This is a genomic window from Cognatishimia sp. F0-27 (assembly GCF_020667845.1).
GTDB lineage: Bacteria > Pseudomonadota > Alphaproteobacteria > Rhodobacterales > Rhodobacteraceae > JAFMPQ01.
Map to the genome: position 1 here is coordinate 1 of NZ_JAFMPQ010000042.1, position 23516 is coordinate 23516.

The 23516-nt window shown below is 62.2% G+C and carries 12 protein-coding genes and 1 pseudogene; 5 read left to right on the top strand and 8 right to left on the bottom strand.

All coding sequences use genetic code 11. The annotated features are described in order from the left end of the window. Nucleotides 1-2322: pseudogene (locus tag J1C49_RS18445) on the bottom strand (hypothetical protein); the annotation flags it as partial. Between the two features lie 180 nt (nucleotides 2323-2502). Here J1C49_RS18445 and J1C49_RS18450 point away from each other — a divergent pair. After that, nucleotides 2503-3600, top strand: a complete 1098-nt coding sequence (locus J1C49_RS18450; protein ID WP_227447316.1) for a TIGR03032 family protein — start codon at nucleotides 2503-2505, stop codon at nucleotides 3598-3600. Nucleotides 3601-3701: 101 nt separating this feature from the next. Beyond that, entirely contained in the window at nucleotides 3702-4790 is a 1089-nt protein-coding gene (locus tag J1C49_RS18455) for a hypothetical protein (RefSeq protein ID WP_227447317.1), read from the top strand. Between the two features lie 262 nt (nucleotides 4791-5052). Here the strand turns inward: J1C49_RS18455 and J1C49_RS18460 are convergent, their stop codons facing one another. From J1C49_RS18460 to J1C49_RS18475, 4 genes are all read right to left on the bottom strand, one after another. After that, nucleotides 5053-5832 carry an IclR family transcriptional regulator gene (locus tag J1C49_RS18460; RefSeq protein ID WP_227447318.1) on the bottom strand — a complete coding sequence of 260 codons (780 nt, stop codon included), beginning with the start codon at nucleotides 5830-5832 and terminating at the stop codon, nucleotides 5053-5055. 11 nt (nucleotides 5833-5843) lie between these two features. Further along, entirely contained in the window at nucleotides 5844-7202 is a 1359-nt protein-coding gene (locus J1C49_RS18465; protein ID WP_227447319.1) for a TRAP transporter large permease, read from the bottom strand. After that, nucleotides 7202-7870, bottom strand: coding sequence for a TRAP transporter small permease (locus J1C49_RS18470; protein WP_227447320.1), 669 nt, complete (start codon nucleotides 7868-7870; stop codon nucleotides 7202-7204). The genes J1C49_RS18465 and J1C49_RS18470 overlap by 1 nt, the downstream gene beginning before the upstream one ends. A 186-nt stretch (nucleotides 7871-8056) precedes the next feature. Next, nucleotides 8057-9286, bottom strand: a complete 1230-nt coding sequence (locus J1C49_RS18475; protein ID WP_227447321.1) for a TRAP transporter substrate-binding protein — start codon at nucleotides 9284-9286, stop codon at nucleotides 8057-8059. A gap of 119 nt (nucleotides 9287-9405) precedes the next feature. On the opposite strand from J1C49_RS18475, the gene J1C49_RS18480 reads away from it, so the two are divergent. Next, nucleotides 9406-11001 (top strand): GMC family oxidoreductase, encoded by a 1596-nt coding sequence (locus tag J1C49_RS18480; RefSeq protein ID WP_227447322.1) that lies wholly within the window; start codon nucleotides 9406-9408, stop codon nucleotides 10999-11001. A gap of 360 nt (nucleotides 11002-11361) precedes the next feature. On the opposite strand, the gene J1C49_RS18485 is transcribed toward J1C49_RS18480, so the two are convergent. Further along, entirely contained in the window at nucleotides 11362-12909 is a 1548-nt protein-coding gene (locus tag J1C49_RS18485) for an adenylate/guanylate cyclase domain-containing protein (RefSeq protein WP_227447323.1), read from the bottom strand. A gap of 143 nt (nucleotides 12910-13052) precedes the next feature. Between J1C49_RS18485 and J1C49_RS18490 the strand changes: the two genes are divergently transcribed. Continuing rightward, entirely contained in the window at nucleotides 13053-13733 is a 681-nt protein-coding gene (locus J1C49_RS18490; protein WP_227447324.1) for a Crp/Fnr family transcriptional regulator, read from the top strand. A gap of 341 nt (nucleotides 13734-14074) precedes the next feature. Here J1C49_RS18490 and J1C49_RS18495 read toward each other — a convergent pair whose 3' ends face one another. Then, nucleotides 14075-19327, bottom strand: a complete 5253-nt coding sequence (locus J1C49_RS18495; protein WP_227447325.1) for an S-layer family protein — start codon at nucleotides 19325-19327, stop codon at nucleotides 14075-14077. 864 nt (nucleotides 19328-20191) lie between these two features. Continuing rightward, nucleotides 20192-21964, bottom strand: a complete 1773-nt coding sequence (locus J1C49_RS18500) for an ATP-binding protein (RefSeq protein WP_227447326.1) — start codon at nucleotides 21962-21964, stop codon at nucleotides 20192-20194. Between the two features lie 509 nt (nucleotides 21965-22473). On the opposite strand from J1C49_RS18500, the gene J1C49_RS18505 reads away from it, so the two are divergent. Then, nucleotides 22474-23478 carry an ABC transporter substrate-binding protein gene (locus J1C49_RS18505; protein ID WP_227447327.1) on the top strand — a complete coding sequence of 335 codons (1005 nt, stop codon included), beginning with the start codon at nucleotides 22474-22476 and terminating at the stop codon, nucleotides 23476-23478. The last annotated feature ends 38 nt before the right edge of the window (nucleotides 23479-23516 follow it).

Below are 23516 nucleotides of genomic sequence, written 5' to 3' on the forward strand. Positions count from 1 at the left end.
GATCGTGTCGGCGCCCTCGCCAAAGGCCAGCCCGGCGGCCAGGTTGGCGGTCACGCCGGTGGCGCTGTTCTCGAAGCTGACGATGTCGAAATTCGTGCCACCATCCAGCTCGTCATCGCCCAGACCACCCTCGATGGAATCCTGCCCCTGGTCGCCAAAGATCGAGTCGTCACCGCCAAGCCCGATCAGCGTGTCGTCACCTTTGAGGCCAACGATGAAGTCAGGCTGATCGGTCCCAAGCTCATAATCGGAATAGATGTCGCCGATGAAGCTGTATGCGCCGAAATAGGTTGTGTAGATCGTGCCGTCTTCTACGCCGTCGATCGCGTCGATATAGGCGAAACGCTCTTGTGTCCCGCCGAAGAACACATGCGCCGCAGTGGAATAACTCACGTAGTTGTAGTTAAGATTGTAGCTGTTGTAGTAGGAGTTGAAGCCTCGCGTCCGCGACAGGATGATATCGTTGAAGCCGTCCCCGTTGATATCGGCGCCGTCGATCTCCAGGAACGATGCGCTGGAAAACCCATTTCCGACGTCAAAGACAATGCGATACCCGTCCGGCCCGGAGAGCGTGTCCACGTTGACGGTGTCGGTCGGTGGCGTGCCGCTTCCGAAAAGAATGCTGACCCGGGCAGTTTCGGCATAGGCCGGGGTGGTGCCGGGACTGTAGCGGAAATCCTTGACCGCGATATCCGCGTATCCGTCCCCGTTGACATCGCCCAAGCCCGCGACGGTCGATCCGAGGGCCTGGAAGTCGCCGTCGACATCGTTCTGCACGATGAAGCCGAGCGCGGAATTGAGGTCGGCGCGCGTCATTTCCGCCGGAGCCACAGCGCCGTCTTGACCGAAGATCACATAGGCCTGACCGGCGCTGGTTTTGGTGACCGTGTAGGTGTTCGTGTAGGACTGGGTGCCCGTGTTGCGCACGTAGGCGCCGCCCATGCTGTAGAAATAGGATGTAAACGGCGGTGTGACCGTATACGAGTAGCCGCCCGCGCCGTAAGAGTAAGCGCCGAAATACGTGAAATTCGGCAGGACATAAACATAACTACCGGGGGAGTAGATGACTCCGTAGGACCCATTCCCGTACCCGACAAACGAATAGCCGCCCGGGTATGTCGTCATCGTGTAGACCGAGTAGCGTATCTCCGATGTGGTGGCGTAGCGCGCCCCGATAATGGCGTCGTCGATCCCGTCCCCGTTGAAATCGCCCACGATATCGACGGAGCCGCCGGCGTTGTCGAAGGCCTCGGAGCCGAAAAACGTGAAGCCGTTGGTCCCGTTGAGTTCCGTGGTATCGATCGTGTCGATATTGGCGTCGGTTCCAAAGAAGATATAGGCCGCACCGACGTCCGTCTCGACCGTATAATAGAAGTAAGTGAAATAGGTTGTACCAGAACTGGTGTAGGTTCCGGTCCGGTCAAAATAGGGAGCGCCGACGATGACGTCGGACAACATATCGTTGTTAAGATCGCCACCGGAGGCGACGCTGCGCCCGAAACCCAGCGGATTGTAGGTTGATTGAAAAGACGCCGAGTATCCGATTACGGGATCGCCGTAGTAGCGCAACTGTCCCGGATTGGTCAGCGTCAGCGTATCTGCGCCGGGCGCAGAGATATCGACGTTGGACGCAAATCCGGATGCGTCGCCGGCCACCAGAACGACTGAACCCGGTCCGGGAACGATGATCGTATAGGAACTATAGGTATTCGTATAGGTGTTGACGACACTGGGCGCATAATATGCCGTCAGGCCGACATCGGGGAACCCGTCGCCGTTGAAGTCTCCAACGCCAAAGACGGTTTCACCGAAGCCTTCGAACAGCCCCCCATTGTCAATCGCAGACACGCCCGGATCGGCAGCGTCGAGCACGAGGACGCCCGAGGGCGGTGCGACCAGGGTATTCGAGCCGAACAGGATGAAGGCGCCTTGCGTCGAGTAGCCGCTCGTATCTTCCGTCGACAGGATGACATCGGCGAATCCGTCGCCATTCACGTCCCCAAGCCCGCTGACGGATTCGCCGACATAATCGTAGGCGTTGCTGCCTCGCAGGAGAAACCCTTGCGACGGGAGAAGATTGATGAGGTCAACCGTCGGCAGGAGCCCGGTCTCGGACCCGAAGAGGAGCGCCGCGCCACCGACGCTGAAATTCGTGTAGGTCCCGCCCGACGCACCCGTTGTGTAGTTCAGATACTCTGCACCAACAACAAAGTCGCCAAAGCCGTCACCATTGACATCGCCGACCATTGCGACGCTGTTGCCGAATTCGGGGGCAGGCGTGTTGAAAAGCGTGTCGTTAAACACTGACGCGATGACCGGCATGATCCATCCCTTCAACAATTATGTTCTTGTTCGATGAGGCCGCGAAACGCCGCCATGGAAATTATGTTTAACTGCATCTTGCCCGCCGGCGGGATTCATGTCCATTGTTTTTCGGCGAAATTCAGGCCGCATGTCGCGGATGTTTCCACGGTGACCGCAATCGGTTGAGGTTTTTCGATCATGCAAGACAATTATGGCGATGACGCCGCTGCGACCCAGACCGCTCCTTCGAAACCGGCGCAGCCGCCGTTGCGCATGCTTGAAAGCCAGGGACTGGCCGGGTTTCTGGTCGAAAACGGCATTTCGCTCGCCTTCACCACCTACCAGGCCGGGAAGATCTTCTTTGTCGGGGTCAATCCGCAAGGCCGGATTTCGATTTTCGAGCGGAATTTCCCGCGCTGCATGGGGTTGTCGGTGGCCAATGGCTCGATCTGGCTCAGCTCGCTGTTTCAGATCTGGCGGATGGAGAACTTCCTCCAACCCGGCCAGCAGCACAATGGCTATGACGGGCTGTTCGTGCCTCTGGCGAGCCACGTCACCGGAGAGGTCGATGCCCACGACATGACCGAAGGCCGCGACGGCCAGCCGATCTTTGTCGCCACGCGGATGAACTGCATCGCGACGCTCGACCGGCGCCACAGCTTCGTGCCGATCTGGAAGCCGCCCTTCATCGACAAGATCGTGGCCGAGGACCGGTGCCACCTCAACGGGGCGGCCTTCGTCCGGGGCAAGGCGAAATACGTGACCTGCGTTGCGACGACGAATTTCGCGCGCGGCTGGTCCGACCGGCGCCGGGACGGCGGGGTGATCCTCGACGTGGCCTCCGGCGAGATCGTGGCGCAGGGCATGTCGATGCCGCATTCGCCCCGGCTGCATGATGACAAGCTCTGGGTGATCCAGTCCGGGCGCGGGCAGTTTGGCTGGGTTGATCGCAACACGGGCAAGTTCGAGACGGTCTGCAACATGCCGGGATTTGCGCGCGGCCTTCAATTTGTCGGCAAACACGCGATCATCGGCATCTCCGGGCCGCGCAAGGACAAGACGTTTGAAGGGCTGGAGCTTAACGAACGCCTCGCGCAAGCCAATCAGGAACCGATCTGTGGCGTTCTGATCGTCAATCTTGAAACCGGCACGATCGAGCATCGGCTGGAGCTGCAGGGCGTCGTGTCGGAGCTTTACGATGTGGCCGTGCTTCCGGGGCTGCGCCGGCCCATGGCGATCGGATTGCAGGCCGACGATATCCGCTACATGCTCTATCCAAAACCGATGGCGGACTGATCGGTGCCTGAAGGCCGCCCTTTCCGACGAGAAGCCAAACCGCTATCCATAATCGGGCTTGCGACACGACATGCAGGCGCCACACCACCGGGAGATTTCTTGTGACACGTCTTGTTCTGCACGGGGGCGACTGCAAATCGGGCAGCACGGCCATTCAGTCGGTTCTGCAACTGGGCAGCTGGCGTTACAGCGGCGAGACTATGCTCAAGCTTGCCTACGCCCAAGGCGGTCGGCGCGAAGGGCTCAACCATCAGCGGCTTGCGGACTCGCTGCACATGAAGAAGGCGATGAGCTATCGCGAGACGGCGTGGGCCAATCTGGGTAAGGATTTCACCGAAAGCGATGCGGATGTGATGGTGATCTCCGCGGAGCGCTTCGAGTTTGCGCCCCCTGAAGCCGTGCGCGCCGCGCTTGAAGAGTTTGTCCCCGACGCGATGCAGGATCTGCGCGTGATCCTTTATGTGCGCCCGCATGCCGCAAGGCTGCTGTCGGGGTATGCGCAGAACGTGCAGCAGCGTATCTTCAAGGACGATCTTCCGGCGTTTCTTGAGCAGATGTCGACCGAGGAGCGGTTCATCTATGCGCCGCGGCTTCTGCGCTGGAAGGAGACGTTCGGAGACGCGCTCGAGATCCGCCCCATGGTGCGCGACATGCTCTTCGAGAACTGCGTGGTGCATGACTTCCTGTCCTTCTGCGCCGAAGGCACAAGCGCGGTGCCCGTGGTCGAAAAAATCCCGAGGGAAAACGCCTCGCTCAACCCCCACGGGCTGGAGCTGATCCGCCAGATGGCCCTGGCCTTGCAGAAGCGGAACCCCGCGCCGAACCCGCAACATGCCCAGATCATGGAACGGCTCGGCCACAACCTCGAACGGATTCCGAGTTTCTCGGGGGGTGGTATCCAGCTTCCGGACAGCATGCGCGCAGATGTGCGGGCGGCGTTCATGGCGGATGCAGACCGCTGCGACAAGGAGCTTTTCGGGACGCCCGTGATGGTGCCACAACTGGAGCGCGCGCTGGCAAAGCCTTTCGATCCCAGCGCGGTGCCCACCGCCGAAGAGATTGATCGGCTCAAGGATTTGTCTCTGGTCTGGCTCGACATGCTGGGCCGGGTGCTGCAGCAGGCGGCCGCTGGCCGGAAGCAGGGCGCGCCCGGCGCGCAACCGGGACGCCCCCAGATCCGTCAGAACTGATACGGCGCCGAAGGTCCCGAGCCTGGGCGGCGTTTGGCGGGCATTCCAAGGGTAGCGGGAGCCGTGCCTCACCTCCTTGCAGACAAGGCGCCGCATCCGCAGATCGGGCGGAACGCTTTCGGCGCCCCTTCAAGGCCGGCAGGGACATCGCTGGATCAAGCCCGTCAGGGACATCGCTCGCTTGGCACGCGGAGCCACCGGGTTGATCGCACGCGCGCGGCTTGGGGCGCGCGGCATGAGGACCGCGACGCTCGGGCCGGGCTCAGTCGTTGAGCAACCGGCGCATCCTCTCCGTGGCGGCCTTGAGCTGTGGCAGCATCATGATCAGGTCATCGACCCCGTGCCGTTGCAGCGGCGCGTGGATCGACAGGGTTGTCATCAGTCGCCCCTGCGCGTCCGTGATCGGCGCGGCCACAGCCGTCATGCCTTCCATGAACTCTTCGTTGTCGGTGGCAAAGCCGCGCCCGCGGATTGCGGCCACCTCCTCGCGCAGCTGATCGGGGTCGGTTATGGTGCGATCGGTTTCCTTGCTCAGGGTGAGCCAATCGAGATACCGGTCGAGCCGGTCCGAGCGCAGCGAAGACAGGAACATCTTGCCGCTGGCCGTGCAATGAAACGGCACCTGCGTGCCCACGGGCAGTTGGATCCGCAGGGGCCAATGGGTCTCCACCCGGTCGAGATAGACCATCCCGTAGCGTCCCGGAGCGGCAAGGTTGCAGGTTTCCTCGACCTCTTCGGCGAGGGCCGTCATGATCATCAGACGCTCTGCGCGGACGCGTTGTGACGAGAAGGTGTTGCTTGCCAACCGCCGGAGGCGATGACCCGGACCGTAAGACCGCCCGTCGATGTCGCGCACCAGAAACCCTTCATCCTCCGCCGTCGCAAGCAAGCGATGCACCGTTGGCTTCGGCAAGCCCAGCGCGTCGGACAGGGCGCTGGCGCTCACCGGAGTGCCGGCCTGCGCCACCTCTTCGAGGATCAAAAGGAGGCGCAGGTTGGTCGGGATCTGCCCCTTTTCGGCTTTAACGGCATCGTCAGGCATGAGCGGCGGTCTTACCTCTCGGGCAGAAGGAACAAAGCCAGATCCGGCGTCAGCGCAACAAGGATCCAGACGCTGATCAGGGCGATCAGATAGGGAACCGTGTAACGCAGCAGGCGGAAATACGGCACCCCTGTCACACCAGACGCGACATAAAGGTTCAACCCGTAAGGTGGCGTGATGAAGCCAATGGACGCGCCGACAAGGAAGATCACCGAGAAGTGGATCGGATCCACGCCCACGCTGGCGGCAATTGGTGCCAAAATGGGTGCGAGGATGATGGTTACGGGAAGCGATTCGAGCACCATGCCAGAGAAGAACACGATGACCATGGCGGTGAAGAGCACCGCATAATAGCCGCCCATGGCGGTCACGAAATCACCGATCACCGCCTGAGCGCCGAGCAGCGACAGGATCTGCTGCATCACGACGGAAATCGCGATCAGCGGTGCCAGAATACCGGTGATCTCCGCAGACCGCATGGTGATCGACGGGATCTGCCACGGTGTGAAACCGTCGACGACCAGCATCTCCGGGTAGCTTTTCTCCTTCCAGGTCTTTTCCGACTTGAGACCGAGCGCGCTTGTGATGATCCACGACACCACACCCGCGATGATGCAGAAACCCACCGTCACGCCCGCCGCCTCGGTCGGGGAGAACTTGCCGGTGTAGATGCCCCAGAGCACCAGACCGATGGCAAAGAAGCCCAGCCAGGCGCCGAAGGCGGTCTTGAGCACGCGGTTGACCTGAAGCGGGATCAGGTAGCCCCAGCCATTGATCCGGCAGATGATCCAGCAGGCGACCTGCATGCCGATGACCATCAACGCGCCGGGCAGGATGCCGGCGACAAACAGATCCGAAATCGGCAGGTTCATCAGGAAGCCATAGACGATGAAGATAATCGACGGCGGAATGATGATGCCCACCGTGCCGCCCGCCGCCGCCGTGGCCGCCGAGAAGCGTTCGTCATAGCCACCCTTGACCATTTCGGGATGCAGCATCGAGCCGATGGTTGCGGTGGTCGCGGAGTTGGACCCCGAAATCGCGGCAAAAAGCCCGCATGCGCCGAGCGACGCCATCGCCAGACCGCCGCGCAACCAGCCAAGGCAGGCATAGGCAAAATCCGACAGCCTTCGCGCAATGCCGGATTTGTTGATCAGGTCACCGGTCAGGATGAAAAGCGGCATCGCCAGCAGCGCAAAGCCCTTGTTGAACACGTTGAGCAGCTCCGCGCCCATATTGTCGAGCGTGAGCCCCAGCACGAAGGAACAGCCGATCACCCAATAGGCGATCACCAGAAGGACGGGCACCCCGAGCATGAACAGGAAGGTCACGCCGACCGAGATGAGTGTGATGATGGTGCCATCGGTCATCAGCTTTCGCCTCCGATTACCGCCTGCCTGATCAGCGGCGCACCGCTGCGGAAATTCTTGATGTCGTCCTGGATATTCTCGACCGCGCGCGCGGCCATGAGCGTCCCGGCCAGAGGCGCGCCAAGCAGGAACCACCACTGCATCGTGTCGTCCGTGCCAAGGACCATCTGGAAGTTGGAAGCGGAGAGGGCCACGACGCGCGACGTCGTCACCACGAAGATCAGCGCAAAGCCGAACCAGAGAAAGAAATCGAGCCAGAGGCACGCAAACTGCGCGCCGCGCGGCATGCGGGAGCGGAACTCCGAGAAGCTCAGATGCGTGCGGACGCGGATGTTATAGGCCGCACCGAACCATGCCATGACCATGAAGAGAAAGGGCGGGATCGTCGTTGACCACGGCTGCTGGTTGGAAAAAATGAAACGATCCACCACACCCCAGAAGATGATCAGCGCAATCGCGAGATAGCAGGTGATCATCACGGTGCGTTCGAAATACCGTTCGATCAGTGGCACCCGGTGATAGACCCAGGCAAGCAACAGCCCCGTCAGAAGCAGATAGACCGCCGCAATCGCATAGGTGCTGTCGGCGCCGAGCGCCTGGCGGATCATCCATGAATCCTGGCTGGCAAACGCGCTGATCAGAGCGCTCGTATCGGACCAGATCGACATCGGCCCCTCCCCTAAGTTTCCCTGACCGGCCGTGTTGCCCCTGCGCGGCGCGCGCGGGGTCGACCGGCTGCATCTGTCGTGATGTCTTGCGTGGTCCGTGCCGCGCCGATCGGCGGGCGCACGACCCTGTCAAAAAAGGCCAGCCCCGCGCGCGCGGGACCGGCCACTGCTTTCAAACCGCCTCGGTCAGCCTCTCCACCACCGGCGCGGCTCGACGTTTTCGGCCAATGTGTGCGGGTTGTTGCGCACTTCATTGTAGATGTCCTGATAGGTGTCGATGCCACCGGCCCAGCCGTTGATCCGCTCGCGCCATTGTTCCCAAAGCTGCGGCTGGAACTCGGGCGAGCACATTTCCTCGGCCTTGCGCACTTCCGCATCCGAAAGCGCGGCCACCCGCACGTTGTTCTCGGCAAAGATCGTGCCGGGGCGTGGCGGGTTGGTGTGGCCCACCGTGTTCACAAGCGCGGCCTCGTTGGCGGCCTGCACATGCACCTGGGTGAGATAGGCGCTTTCCATCACCGCATCCTGCAGATCGCCGCCCAGACCGTCGAAGGTTTCGCCACGCATCGCGGTATGCTCGGTGCCGCAGAAGAAGCGCAGGTCGACCACCTGGCTGACCACCGGAGACATGTTTGCATAGGCGACCGCAGAGGCCCATGTTTCGGCACCGTCGATCAGGCCTTGCTTGAGCCCGTCGAGTGTCTCTTCCCAGGCCACCGGGACCGGGTTGAGGTTGAGCGCCTGCATCGCGATGCGGCCAAGCTGCGTGCCGGTGACACGGTTCTTGGTGCCCATGATATCCTCGATCGAGGTCACCGTCGGCTTGTCGGCAAAGTTCTGGCCCATCATGATGCCGCGCAGCTCTGCATGGGTGAAGAGGAACTTCAGACCGTGCCGCTTCTCGAACGGGTCGCGCAGGATCCGCTGCGATTCCGGGGAATACATGAAGTAGTATTGGTCCGCGCGGCTGCGGAACATGTAGGCGTAATCGAGCACGTTAAGATAGGGCGCGCCACCGGCGGAGTTCTGGGTCGAGGCGGCGTAGAGATCGATGATGCCTTGCTGGGCTTTCTCGACGCAGGAAAGCTGGCCGCAGATCTGGTTGTTTCCGATGAACTCGATGCGGATTTCGCCATCGGTGCGCTCTTCGAGGTCGCGGGCGAATTCCAGACACCCGGCCCGCTCGATCAGCAGGTTTTGCGGATTGAACCCCGCCGCGCCGAATTTCAACGTGAAGCGCGGCTCCTTCGAAAACCGCTTGTCATAGGTTGATTCCGCCGCCGCCGCGAGATTGCCGGCGGTCATGGCGCCCCCGAAGGCACCGGCCGCCATGAGCGTGGAGCTCAGACCGTAAGTCCCCGCAATGCGGAAGAAATCACGCCTTGAGACGCCCTTCACACGATCAAGTATTCCCATAGTATCCTCCCATTTTATTCATTATTGAGATGCTATCTCTCAAAAAACTGTAGAATAGAGTTTCCAATCTGCCTAGAGTTTTCTCGCAATGCGAGATTTTCAACGCGGGGGACGGCATCTTGGAAGCAGACTACGTGGTCATCGGAGCGGGGTCTGCGGGCTGTGTCGTTGCCAACCGGCTGAGCGCCGATCCGGGCAACAAGGTGATCCTGCTCGAAGCGGGTGGGCGTGACCTGAACCCTTGGATCCACATCCCGGTTGGCTATTTCAAGACGATGCACAATCCCAATGTCGACTGGTGCTACAAGACCGAACCCGATCCCGGTTTGAACGGGCGCTCGATCGACTGGCCACGCGGAAAGGTGCTTGGCGGCTCGTCCTCGCTGAACGGCCTGCTCTATGTGCGCGGACAGCCACAGGACTATGACCGCTGGCGTCAGATGGGCAATCCCGGCTGGGGCTGGGACGATGTGCTGCCGCTATTCAAACGGGCCGAGAACAACGAGCGCGGGGCGGATGACTATCACGGCGATCAGGGGCCGCTTTCGGTCTCCAACATGCGCATCCAGCGTCCGATCTGTGACGCGTGGATCGCGGCGGCGCAAGCCGCGGGCTATCGCTTCAATCCCGATTACAACGGTGCCGACCAGGAAGGCGTCAGCTATTTCCAGCTCACCACCCGCAACGGGCGCCGGTGCAGCGCCGCGGTTGCCTATCTCAAGCCGGCCCGCACGCGGGACAACCTTCGGATCGTGACCAGGGCTCTGGTATCAAAGATCAATTTCGACGGTAAACGGGTTGCGAGCGTGAGCTACGTGGATGCGGGCGGGACCACGAACACGGTGAAGGTGACGCGCGAAGTCATTCTTTCGGGCGGGGCGATCAACTCTCCGCAGACCCTGATGCTGTCCGGTATCGGCGACCCGGATCAGCTCAAGGCGAACGGGATTGTGCCGCTGGTCGATTTGCCCGGCGTCGGCAAGAACCTCCAGGATCATCTTCAGGCGCGGCTGGTTTTCAAATGCAACGAACCGACACTGAATGACGAGGTGCGCAGCTATCTCAACCAGGCGCGGATCGCGCTCAAATACGCGTTGTTCCGCTCCGGTCCGATGACCATGGCGGCCAGCCTCGCGACCGGATTTCTGCGCACCCGGCCCGATCTCGAAACACCTGATATCCAGTTCCACGTGCAACCGTGGTCGGCTGACAGTCCTGGCGAGGGTGTGCACCCCTTCTCTGCCTTTACCATGTCCGTCTGCCAGCTGCGTCCGGAAAGCCGGGGCGAGATCCGGCTCGACGGGAACGATCCCCGCCGCTACCCGAAAATCCTCCCGAGCTACCTGTCTACGGATACGGACTGCCGGACACTGGTGGAAGGGGTGAAGATTGCACGCCGGATCGCCCGGCACGCGCCGCTGACGTCCAAGATCTCGGAGGAGTTTCGCCCGCAAGCCTCGCTCGACCTCAATGATGACGAAGCCACGCTGGACTGGGCCCGCAACAACAGCGTGTCGATCTATCACCCGACCGGCACCTGCAAGATGGGCTCTGGCCGGGATGCGGTGGTGGATGCGCAACTCCGGGTGCATGGTGTCGAGGGGTTGCGCGTGGCGGATTGCTCGATCATGCCCGAGATCGTTTCGGGCAACACAAATGCCCCGGCCATCATGATCGGGGAGAAACTCTCCGACCTCGTGTTGCAAGGCAACTGAGCGCCCGGACATCGGGCCGCGCGTCGCGAGGCCGCGCGTCGGAACGCTGCTCGTCGCAGGGTCGCGCGCCGCAACGTCGCCAGTCGCAAGGCCGCGCGCTGCAAGGCTGCGCGTTGCAATGTCACTCGTCGCGCAGCCACTCATCGCAGGGCTACTCGTCGCAAGGTCGCGCGTCGTAAGACCACCCGTTGCGAAACCACTCGCCGCGAGGTCGCGCGCCGTGAGGTCGCTCATCGTAAGACCGCTTGTCGCAAGGCCGCACGCCGCAAGGTCGCTCATCGTAAGACCGCTTGTCGCAAGGCCGCGCACGGGTTGTCGGCCCGCGTCTTGGCGCGCCTCCCGCGTCGGTTGGACCTTCGCTCACTCGGGATTGAGCCGCCTCAGCGCTTCCTCAAGCGCGGCGCGTGCCCTGTGCTGATCCGCGCCACCGATGCGGCCGGGATCGAGGGTCAGTTGCAGACCGTCGATATCAACGGCGACCGGCCCTGCCCCGGTCTCGCCCGGCTTTGGCACGATGTAATAGCGCACGGGCTGAGCAATGCCCTTGACGGTGATCGGCCCCGCGGCGACCGTCGGCGCCATGTCCGACACATAGATCTGCGTCTCCTCGGAGATCGCGATCTCCCCCGGGCCGCAATGCTCCTGCAACCGCGCGGCAAGGTTCACCTCCGCCCCGATGATCGTATAGGAGAGCCTGTCCGCGCTGCCGAAATTGCCCACGTTGCAATAGCCTGTGTTGATCCCCATACGCACGGCAAACGGCCATGTAATGCCCTCCGAGCGCCAACGGGCCGTAAGCTCCGCGATCCGGGTCTGCATCGCCAAGGCCATGCGCATCGCGGCCCGCGCATCTTCGCGCACGCCGTTGCTCACCGGGTCTCCGAAGAACACCAGCACCGCGTCCCCCACAAACTTGTCGAGCGTGCCGCCATGCGCCTCGGCAATCTCTGCCATCTCGGTAAAATAGGCGTTCAGCAAACGCGTCAGCTCTTCAGGCTGCAGGCGCTCGGAGATTTCGGTGAACCCCTGAACGTCGGAAAAGAAGATCGTGAGCTTGCGGCGGTTCGTGCTGAGGTCGTTGTCGTCATCCCCCGCAAAGATCCGTCGATACACCTTCGGCGAGATGTAGCGCCCGACCTTCATGGACACGCTGGCCAGAAAGTCATTGGCATGGGCAAGGTCGCGATTGGCGGCCTGAAGACTGCGCGATTGCGCGCGCAGCCGGATCAGCACAAACGCGGCGATGACGGCCAGCATGGCAAAATACGCGGCGAGGGAGCGAAACGCAAAGACGTTCGCCCCCAGACTCTGACGCAGGGTGATGGCCTGCACCGCGCGCACATCGCCCACCTGCCAATTCTGGCGCGGGCTTTCAGGGTGCGCATTGTGACAGTCGACACAGGCCTGCCCCATCAGGACCGGGCTTGCGATGCTCACTTCGCGCTCAAGCAGCGACCCCGTGGACCGGTATGGCAGCGCGGAAGGATCGGCGGTGAGCGTTTCGAGCGCGGCGCGTTCAAACGGGGTCAGCACAACCGGCGGCCGGTTGGCAAATGGGTAATCCGACACGAACCGGTAGGTCATCTCGTCCCCGTCGCTGGAAAAGATCGACACCAGTTCGAGCGAGAATGTTGCGGGGATCGGGATGCCACCGGGTTCTTCCAAGTAGCGATGTGAGGCCGAAACCGGCCCGTCATGGGCGACGGCGCGGGCCACGACGCTTTCGGCGTAGAAATCCCGCAGGTCGTCGATCGTGTCCGACAAGGCCTCGGCCTGGCCGCTCAGCTGCTCTTCGGACAGCGCGCGCAGGTCCAGCCAGACAGCCAGCGGGAGGCCAGCGAACACAGCGACAAGCATCGCGGCGATGCTCACCACGGAAAACGCCGGTCGCCGGTCGGAAACGGACATGAGGAACCCAAAAAAGTGTCAAGAATGCCATCACCATAGGCCAAGGCGGGTCATTCACCAAGCTTGCCTCAGCACTGACGCCCTCTTACGATTGGAAACACTGTGTTTTTGCGCGTCCGCGCGGCCCCTGGAGGAGATCGGACATGCCGCATTCCGCCCCATCCATGCGCGCCCTTCTGGACGCGGACGCACTTGGCGATCTGCGCGCGCGCGGGACGCGGCGCCATTTCGCCAAGGACCAGACGATTTACACGCATGGCGATCCGGGAACGGACCTGCTGGTGATCGAGACCGGACAGGTCGAGGTGAGCACCACGTCTTCGGCGGGCCGACGCATGGTTCTGGCACATCTGGGGCCCGGCAGCATCCTCGGCGAGGTTGCGCTGCTCGACCAAAGCACGCGCAGCGCCTCGGCGCGCGCCATGTCGGACGTGACCGGGCACAGCGTCGGGTTCGACAATTTTCGCGCCTTCCTCTTCGACCATCCGGAGGTGCATTTTGCCCTGACGGTGGAACTCTGTGCCAAGCTCCGCCGCAGCAACGAGGCCTTGGAGCTGCGCACCGAAAAAGACGGGCCGGTGCGGCTCGCGCTGGCGCTCTTGCGCTTGTCAGAGCAGTTTGGCGGGATGGACAGCGACGGGGCGCAGAGCATCCCCATGAAGCTCTCGCAAAGCGAGATCGGCGAGCTCGCCGGACTGAGCCGTGCCAATGCAAACCGGTATTTGCGGGCCTGGGCGGAGAAGGAGCTTGTGTGGTTCGAGAAGGGCAAGCTGCGCATCACCGATCCCGACGGGTTGCGCGCGATTGCCGAGGGTCGCGACTGAACGGGCCGGAGCGGCGGTGCGCGTTCCAAGCGACGGTGTCGTGACAGCCCTGCGCCATGCGCGGCGCGGCTTCGACGCCGCGCTCTCGGGACATAGGGGCCGGCGATCAGATCGGAGCTCAGCGCCCGGCTGACCCGGTCGGAGCACAGCGCAACGGGGCCAGTGTCACGCCAGATCTGCACGGGCTTCGCCGGGATGACTTGCGCCCGGCTTCCACACCATCCAGCACGGGCAGCGCTGCCCGCCTCCCCTTTGACCTTGCGCGGTCGACCCCGCAAAACGACGCCACCCCGCTCCAAACCGGAACGGGGTGGGGATTTTGCTGTGACGGCGGGGCGCGCCTAGATGAAGGTGATGTCGTCCACCACATCCGACAGCGCCGATATCCCGTTGAAGGTCAGCGAGTTGCCTCCCCCGAAATCGAGGACCAGATTGCCCGCCGCATTGGTCGATGCCAGCGACACAAGATCGTCGGTTGTGGGTGACGCACCCGGCACCAGGTCCGCTTCGATCTGGATCGAGTCGACAGGCCGGTAATCAACGATGACATCGGCGCCTGCCGCAAACACGAACGTGTCCGCCCCAAGCCCGCCACGCAGGGTGTCGTTGCCAAGGCCGCCATCCATCGAGTCGTTGCCGGAGTTGCCTTCGAGGCTGTCGTTTCCGGCGCCACCGCGCAGCGTGTCAAAGCCGTTCTGACCGGTGATCGTGTCATTGTCGGCGCCGCCATCCATCACATCGGCACCCAGACCGCCGACGATGCTGTCATTGCCGGCACCCCCGCTGATGCTGTCATTGCCGTTGTTGCCGGACAACGTATCGTTGCCGCCACCGCCTTCGAGCGTGTCGAACCCGTCGCGCGCCTGAATGGAATCGTCACCAAGACCACCTGACATGCTGTCAAATCCGAGGCCGCCTTCGATCGTGTCGTCGCCGGCGTCACCGCCGATGGTGTCGTTGCCGAAATTGCCGCGCAGCAGGTCATTGCCACTGCCGCCCCGCAGGCTGTCGAACCCGTTGAGCCCGAGAATGGTGTCGTTCCCGGTGCCGCCATCGGCGGAGTCGAAGCCGAAACCGGTGTTGATCAAGTCGTCACCGGCGCCGCCGTTGAGCGTGTCTTCGAGCAGTCCCCCGTTGAGCGTGTCGTTGCCGCCCCGACCCTCAAGGACATCGCGCCCTTCAGACGTGCTCAGGCTGTCATTGCCATCCCCGCCACCCAGCGAGGCAGACAAGGCCAGAAGGTTGGTCGTGAGGCGGAATTCCGCATCCTGACCGTCGATCTGGAAGCGGATCTCATCGAGACCGAGGGTGTTCATCCGGTCAACAATGGCCTGTCGCTGTGCGGTATCCGTCAATTCGTCATAGGCCGCAATGTCCAGCAGGAGCTGATAGATCTGCTCGAAGGTTTGTGGCGACGTCGGACGGTCCCCGGCGACCTGGAAGGTCATGTTGCCGAGATCCGCGGTGAACCCGTCACTTGTGGAAGAGCCGCCAAACGAGGACCCGATGCCGGCCCGCATCTCCATCAGTTCGACCGGTTCCAGCAACTGGTCTGCCTGCCGGACAAGCCGCACCGGCTGGGTCGGGCTGCTGCTCGATCCACCCGAGAAGCCCCAATCGGCGCCGCCCTGGATGTCGTTGCCGTCCGGCAGTCTGGTCTGGCTGGAGGCCGCAAAGGCTTCAGCGCGCGCCAACTGACCGGGAACGGGCTGCGCCGCGCCATCAAGAAGGCCGTTGATGCTCACCGAGACCGAAGGTGCCGCGACTTCTCCGTCGCGCCCTGCCACCACGGCCCGGTTCTGCGTGACGTCCTGAAACTGGAACTGCTCCACGTCGTTGGCGACCGTGTATGTTCCCGCGCTCGTGGCAAGGATGAGATTGCTCGCCGTTTCCGTGACCGCCACGGAAGCGGCCAGTGCATTGATGATCACGGTATCCGTGCCCGACCCGCCAGTGACAGTCGAATCGCCCGCACCGCCATTCAGCGTGTCGTCACCCGCACCACCATCCAGCGTGTCATCCCCGTCGCCGCCATCAAGGCTGTCCGCACCGGACCCACCGTTCAGGGAGTCGCCGCCGTCATAGGCTTCCAGCGTGTCGTTGCCGTCGCCACCGGTCAGGGTATTGGCACCCGAATTGCCGAGGATGGTGTTGTCGAGCCCGTTGCCCGTTCCCGAGACGTCGTTATTCCCTTGCAGGCGCAGGTTCTCGACATTGGCGGCAAGCGTGTGCGTGCTCTCCGTCACCACTTCGTCGGTGCCGCCGCCCGCGGCCTCGACAACCGTGTCGCCGTCACCGACGGCATAGGCGTCGTTGCCTGCCCCGCCGGTCAGGACATTGGCCCCGCTGTTGCCAACAAGAGAGTTGTTCAATGCGTTGCCGGTGCCGTCGATATCCGCCGTGCCCGTGAGAACAAGCGTTTCGACATGGTCGGTCAGCGCATAGCTCACCGCAGAGTTGACCGCGTCGGTGCCTTCGTTCTCGGCCTCGACCACGGATTGCCCGGTGCTGTCGATCACGTAGGTGTCGTTGCCTGCGCCGCCGGTCATGGTGTCGGCACCGCCATTGGCGGTCAGCACATTGGCTCCGGCATTGCCCATGAGCATGTTCGCGCCCGCATTGCCCGAACCGTCGATATTGGAGCTGCCCGAGAGCATGAGGTTCTCGAAATGATCGCCGAGCGTGAAATCGATGCGCGACACCACCGTATCGGTGCCTTCGTTTGCGACCTCGGTCAGCACATCGCCGCTGTTATCGACCACATAGGTATCATCGCCTTCGCGCCCGGTGAGCGTGTCCGCGCCGCCGGCCCCGTCGAGCCGGTTGTCCCCGCTGTCCCCCATCAGCATATCTGCCGAACTTGAGCCGATCAGATTCTCGATATCGGTGAGACTGTCGCCCGCCGCATCGGCGCTTGTGCCCTGACCCGTAGCGAGATCGACCTGCACAGCGGCAGAGGATCCGGAGTAACGCGCAGTGTCGATCCCGTCGCCGCCATCGAGCGCGTCGTCGCCCGCGCCCCCTTCGAGCGTGTCGTCGCCTTCGTCGCCAGCAAGAGTGTCATCCCCTTCGCCGCCAAGCAGGAGATCGTTGCCCGCCTCACCAAGCAAAAGATCGTCGTCGTCGCCGCCATCCAGCGTGTCGTTGCCTTCTCCTCCTTCGAGAGCGTCTTCCCCGTCAAGGCCCACGAGACTGTCGTTGCCAGCGCGACCGAAAAGGTCGTTGTCGCTGTTGCTTCCGGTCAGCGTATCGTCAAAGGCAGAGCCGCCCAGCCCCTCAAAATTGCTGATCGTGTCGCCTTCCGCGTCGCCACCGCTGGCCGCACCATTGGACAGGTTGACGTTGACACCCGCCGACGAGCTGTCGTAGCGCACCATGTCGTTGTTGCGGCTGGTGGAATTGTTGGTGCCGCCATCGAGCACGTCCGCACCTGCGCCCCCTTCGATGAAGTTGGCCTCCGAATTCCCCGTCAGCGTGTCATTGCCCGCAGAGCCGATGAGATCCTCGATGCTGGTGAGCGTATCGCCCGTCGCGTCACCGCCCGTGGCGGTATTGGCCGCAAGGTCGATATTCACCGCGCCCGACGATCCGGCGTAGCTCGCGATGTCGAAGCTTGTGCCGCCGTCAAGGCTGTCCGCGCCTTCGCCGCCAAGCAACTCGTCATCGTCGCTGCCACCGCTCAAAGTGTCATTGCCCAGACCGCCGGTGAGCATGTTGGCTCCACCGTCGCCGGTCAGCACGTCGTTGAACGCCGACCCGACGAGGTTCTCGATGCCGCTGAAGGTATCGCCCTGCGCATCGCCGTTCTGCGCCGTCCCGGCGCCCAGATTGACCTGCACAAGCGTCGACGAGCTTGCATAGCTGGCTGTATCGCTGCCGTCACCGCCCTCAAGACGGTCTGCCCCGGCCTTGCCTTCCAGCAGGTCATCGCCTCCGGCACCGTTCAGGGTATCGTCGGTCGCAGACCCGATCAGCGTGTCGTTGAACTCAGAGCCGATCACCGCCTCGATGCTGGAAAAGAGATCGCCCTGCGCATCGCCGACCGTTCCGGAATTGGCGCTGAGGTCGAGGGCCACACCGGAAGGCGCATCGACATAGACCGCCGTGTCCTGCCCGCTGCCGCCGGTGAGCGTGTCCGCCCCGGCGCCGCCCTGAAACGCGTTGTCATCGGCGTCGCCGGTCAGCGCGTCACCGAAGGCAGATCCCTGCAGGTTTTCGATATCGGTGAGCGTGTCGCCTTCGGCATGACCGCCGCTGCCGGTCGTTCCGGCCACAAGGCTGACCCGCACCCCTTCGGGGGAATCGGAGTAGTCGGCAAGATCCACACCGGAACCGCCTTCGAGCGTATCAGCCCCGGCACCGCCGTTCAGCGTGTCTTCGTCGTCACCGGCATCCAGAGAATCCTGGCCCTCGCCGCCGGAGAGCATGTCATCGCCGCTCCCGCCCGTCAGAATGTCGTTGTCTTCGCCACCGTCGACGGTATCGTCGCCGGTTCCGCCCGAAATCGTATCGTTTCCGGCGCCACCGACGAGTGTGTCCTGGTTCGTGCTTCCGAAGATGGAATCCGCACCGGCCCCGCCTTCGATGCTGTTATCCGCAGTGGTCCCTTCAAGCGTGTCGTCGAATGCCGATCCGATGAGGAACTCGAACCCGTTGATCCGGTCGCCTTGCGCATGGCCGCCGGACTGATCGTTGGTTGAGTCACCCAGATCGACATTCACGCCAGCGGGTGAGCTTGCATAGGTCAGGACGTCCTGATCACCGCCGCCGCCGATCAACGCGTCATCACCGGCGAGGCCTTCGATGGAGTCATTGCCGTCTTCGCCGCGCAACGTGTCGTCCCCTGCGGAACCGACGAGCGTATCGTCTTCTGAGCTGCCCCGGATGAACTCGATGCTGGTCAGCATGTCGCCTTCCGCATGGCCGCCGGTATTCACGCCGGTTGTGAGGTTCACGCTGACACCTTCCGGCGAGCCAGCATAGCTCGACTCGTCGATGTCATCGCCGCCGTCGATGTTGTCCGCGCCGGCCAAACCCGTGATGCGGTCATTGCCGCCGAGGCCGAAAAGCGTGTCGTTGAATTCCGTGCCCGTGATCGTGTTGGCGTTGTCGTCGGCGCTGGTCACGAGCTGGCCGCGCAACTCTCCGCCCGGAAAGCCTGCGGTGTGCAGGTTGAGATAGATGTCGATGTCGTTGCCGACGGTTGACCCGTTGAAGATCCCGGCGAGGGTGGTGATGGAGGTCGAGGCAGGATCGGATGATTCCCAAAGACCGGTCACGCTGCGTGAGCCATCCTGGTTCAGCATGTGGGCCAGATCGTCGGCATCCTGCGTCAGGATATTGAACACAACGCCACCATTGGCGCCGCGTGCGGCATTGTGGAAATGCGCCCCTGTCACATCATCTTGCGTGTCGGGCGTGCGCGGCACCCCGTTATCCAGAACACCCCCGAAATCAAGACCTTGCGTGTTGAACCCGTATTGCAGCGTGGTGGCGCTGTCGTCAAAGAGTGCAAATCCAACACCTGTGGCATCGGTGGTGACACTCGGCACTTCCTGCGTGCCCTGCAACAGAATCTGATAAGCAAATGACATGGGTAATCTCCGTCCCTGTAAGACGTCGCGTTCTTGCGCGACATTTTTTGTAAGAGTATCCTTCAGTATACCGCTTATTTTGAAAGCGTGTCTATAAATACAACCCTTCCGGTCATGAACCGGGACAGTTTGGCGTCATGCAGTTTGGCGCCACGCAATCGACAGGTTGGATGTACGGCGATGCGGCCCGTCAGGTGACACCATGACCGCACCAGACCGGCGGCTGGCGAGCGCGCAGCACCTGCCGGGCCCTGGGCAAACACACACACGGCCAAGCGCTTCAACCGATGGCTGACGGGCCTGTTGATCGGCGGCGCGGGCCTGCGACCGTTTTGCGCGCCAGATTTCGAGGATGTCGATCCCTGATCCATAAGGAGAGCGGCACCTGTACAGGTCTCTCATTGCGATCTGGAAAACGGCTGTTTCTGCCGGTTTCGCCGAAAGGCCCCCACGGTCACGGGCATTGGGCGGCGGGCGCGGGTCGACCGCGTCACGGCCAAGCAGAGCATCGTCCCATGGCCAAGGGCATATGTGCCGGTTTGCCGCGTCGCCAAGGGGATTGCCGTTAGTCGTGTCGCCCGGATCAGCACCCAGACCGGGCCGGGTTATGCGCATGATGCCCTCGCGCCATCGGCACCGCCAACACAAGCCCACGCTCTTGCGAGCCACACCGTCTTGCAAAGCTGTTAAGGCGGCGCGGATGGCGGAAAATGGGCTCATGCAAAACTTGAGCTTTCATCTGCAAATTACTGTTTTAAAGTAAAAAATCCAACAGCAATTCGCTGGCTCCGCCCGTTGTGCTGCAGATCTCGATGCGCCGCACCGCCTCGGGCAACCAAAAGGGCAAGCGCCCGTTGCCCACCATCAGAGTGGCATGTTGCGTTGCTCCGTGCGCGGCGAAACCGGGACACTGCGCTCCCGCAACAGTTCCGCGACGGTGGACGACAAGGTCGCCAGATCAATGGGCTTGCTCATGAACCGGTCCGGTTCGCCGAGGCGCACCTTTCGGGCCAAGGACGGTTCAGCATAGCCGGACATCAGGATTGCCGGCACGGCCCGATCCTTCATGTAAAGGATCTCGATCAAGTCCGGGCCCTGCACCAGCCCGGGCATGACGGCATCGGTTATCAGCAGATCAGGGGCCGCGTCTTGCGCCAGCGCAGCCGCCGCGTCATCGCCCGAAACATGGCACACGACCTTATACCCGTCCCGCATCATCTTGATGGAGATCGCCTTGAGCAACTGTTCGTTGTCATCCACCAGCATGATGCATTTGCCTTCGACGGGTGCGGAATGCGTGACGGGCTCCGGCCCCTCCAAACGTGGCGCGGATTCGGTTTTCGCGGCTGGCAAAGTCAGGAGAAAACGCGTGCCCTCACCGGGCTTGCTCCATACATCAATCGCCCCGTTCGACTGCTCCACGAAACCCTGCACCATGGACAGCCCAAGGCCGGACCGCCCGAGATGCTCCTTGGTCGAAAAGAACGGATCAAAGATCTTCTCAAGGTTCTCCGGCTCGATCCCTGGACCGGTATCCACCACGCTGAACACGACAGTGTTCTGGCCACAGTTCGACGCAGATACGGTCACGAGACCACCTTGCGGCATGGCATCGGACGCGTTGATCACAAGGTTGAGCAACGCGTTCTGGAACATGTATGCGTCAACGTAAACGGGTCGGGTGTCGGGCTCGATCTCGAAACGGATCTCGATGTTCTTTGCCACCAGCCGGTCCGTGAATTCGGACAGGTTTCGGCAAAGAGTATCGACGGAGATGGCCACCGGTTGGAGCGGCGCCTTGCGGCCAAAAGCCAGCATCTTGGCGGTCAGGTCGGCGCAGGCGTCCGCGGCATCCTTGGCCGTTTCGGCGTAATGGCGCACGTCCCGCAGGTTCTCCGTCTCGAAAATCAGTTGCAGGTTACCCGACACAACACTGATCAGATTGTTGAAATCATGCGCAATCCCTCCGGTGAGCTTGCCGATGGTCTCGAGTTTTTGCGACTGTTTGAGCGCCTCTTGAGTGCGTCGGTTGCTCAATTCCTTGCGATGCGCTTGCAGGAACATGACCACAAAGAAGATCGCCACCGCCACGCCAATGACCGGATAGACGACCGCCCCGGCCTGCAAGCCAACAGGTGTCATTTCCCAAAAGCCGATAAACACGAACACCGCCGCGTTCGGCACCATAAAGCAGGCCATGATCGATGGAAACGCCGCGCGGTTCAACGTTGTGTGCATCGCCGATGCCGTCATCAGCGCAACCGCGCCGAACTTCGCCACTTCGCTCTCATAGAACCACAAAAACAAGGGCATGAAGCAATATATGGAGGATTCAGCCAACAGCACGAGCAGCACGAGATAGAATTGCGCGCGGCTGGCATCTTCCGGCACCACCCGGACGATCCACTTCTCTACCAGCTGCGACGCGACATAGGCCACGCTCCAAATCGCGGCTTGCCAGATTCCAAGTGTAAAAGCTCCGACGAAGCTGACCAGAAGAATGAGGCCGATCTGCAACAGCAGCGCCGGGTCCGTTGGCGGCTCAAGGGCGCGCAATTCGCGGATCAAGGGCGCGACAGTCCCCCGTTCTTGAAAATACTGCCGAACGCGCAGCGGAAACTCAGTCGAAAAACTCAATAAACCGGCCTTTGCCGAAGTGACCCCACATCAGATTACACACGTAATCGGGTGCGATCGTCCATAGATATCTGGTTTTGATTGGCTAAGACCCGTCGGAAAACCCTGCTACAACACCCCAAGAGCGCTCTCAGGCGGTATCGTGCGTCCGCCAAGCTTAGGGTCCCGACACGCCTGACTGCACGCAGCCCCCGAACCCCGCGCAGGAGCCCACACAAGCCTCCGGTGTCTTGCGGTTCCTTGGCATGGGCACCGCAACAGGGCGGCCGCGGTTTTGGTGCTTCGGTCAATCGCTCCCCTGCGCGCGAGGGGCACGACCGCTGCCTTTTGGGGCCCGTTCCATGCCATACCCCCGCAAGAGACCGCGTTCCGCCCAAAAAACTGGCACACACGCCAAAAAAATGTTCGCCCCCGGGGCCGGAATATGCTCCGTTACGGTGCGCCCACACTGCTGCTGGCAATTGTTCAGGCCGCGGGAGACAAGAAGGCGTCAACAGGGAGACTGGATCATGATCCAAAAGACACTGATCGCATCGGCGATCGTTTTTGGTGCGTCGGCGGCTTTTGCCGAAACCGACATGCCCTTCGCGCTGGACTGGAAATTTGAAGGACCCGCAGCGCCTTACACCTATGCGGTTGATTCCGGCCTGTTTGAGGCACAGGGCCTCACGGTCACGATCACCGAAGGCGCCGGATCGCTCGACGCGATCCCGAAAGTTGCCACGGGTGCCTTTCCGATCGGCTTTGCGGATATCAATTCGGTGATGCGGTTCCTCGACCAGAACCCTGACGCACCGGTCATGCCAATCATGATGGTATACGACAAGCCGCCCTTTGCGGTTGTGGGCCGCGTGAGCCAGGGCGTGACAACACCCGCCGATCTTGAAGGCCGCACACTTGGCGCCCCGCCGCCTGACGGCGCTTGGGCACAATTCCCCATCTTCGCCGCCGAGAACAATCTCGACGTGGACGCGATCACGGTTGAGCCCGTGGGCTTTCCAACCCGCGAGCCGATGCTGGCCGGCGGTGAGGTGGATGCGGTCACGGGGTTTTCGTTCTCCTCGACGCTGAACCTGATCCGCCTCGGTGTGCCCGAGGAGGATATCTCCGTTCTTCTGATGGCCGATTACGGGCTTGACCTCTATGGCAACGCGATCATCGTGAACACCGATTTTGCCGAAGCCAACAGCGAAGCCGTCACCGGTTTCCTGACAGCGATCGCGCAAGGCTGGAAAGCCGCGATCGAAGATCCGGATGCCGCCATCGAGTCGCTGCTCAAGCGCAACCCCGCCGCCGATGCAGAGCTCGAAAAGCGCCGCCTCCAGCTTGCCATCGATGCCAATGTCATGACCGATTACGTGATGGAAAACGGCATGGGCGGCATCGATATGGAGCGCTTTGCCGGTGCCATCGAACAGACCAAGACTGTCTATGACTTCCAGAACGAGCCGGATCCGAGCCTGTTCTTCGACAGCAGCTACCTTCCGGTAGCGGATGTTCTGATGCTGAAATGATACCGAAGACCGCCGGGGGCGCCTCTCGCGCGCCCGGC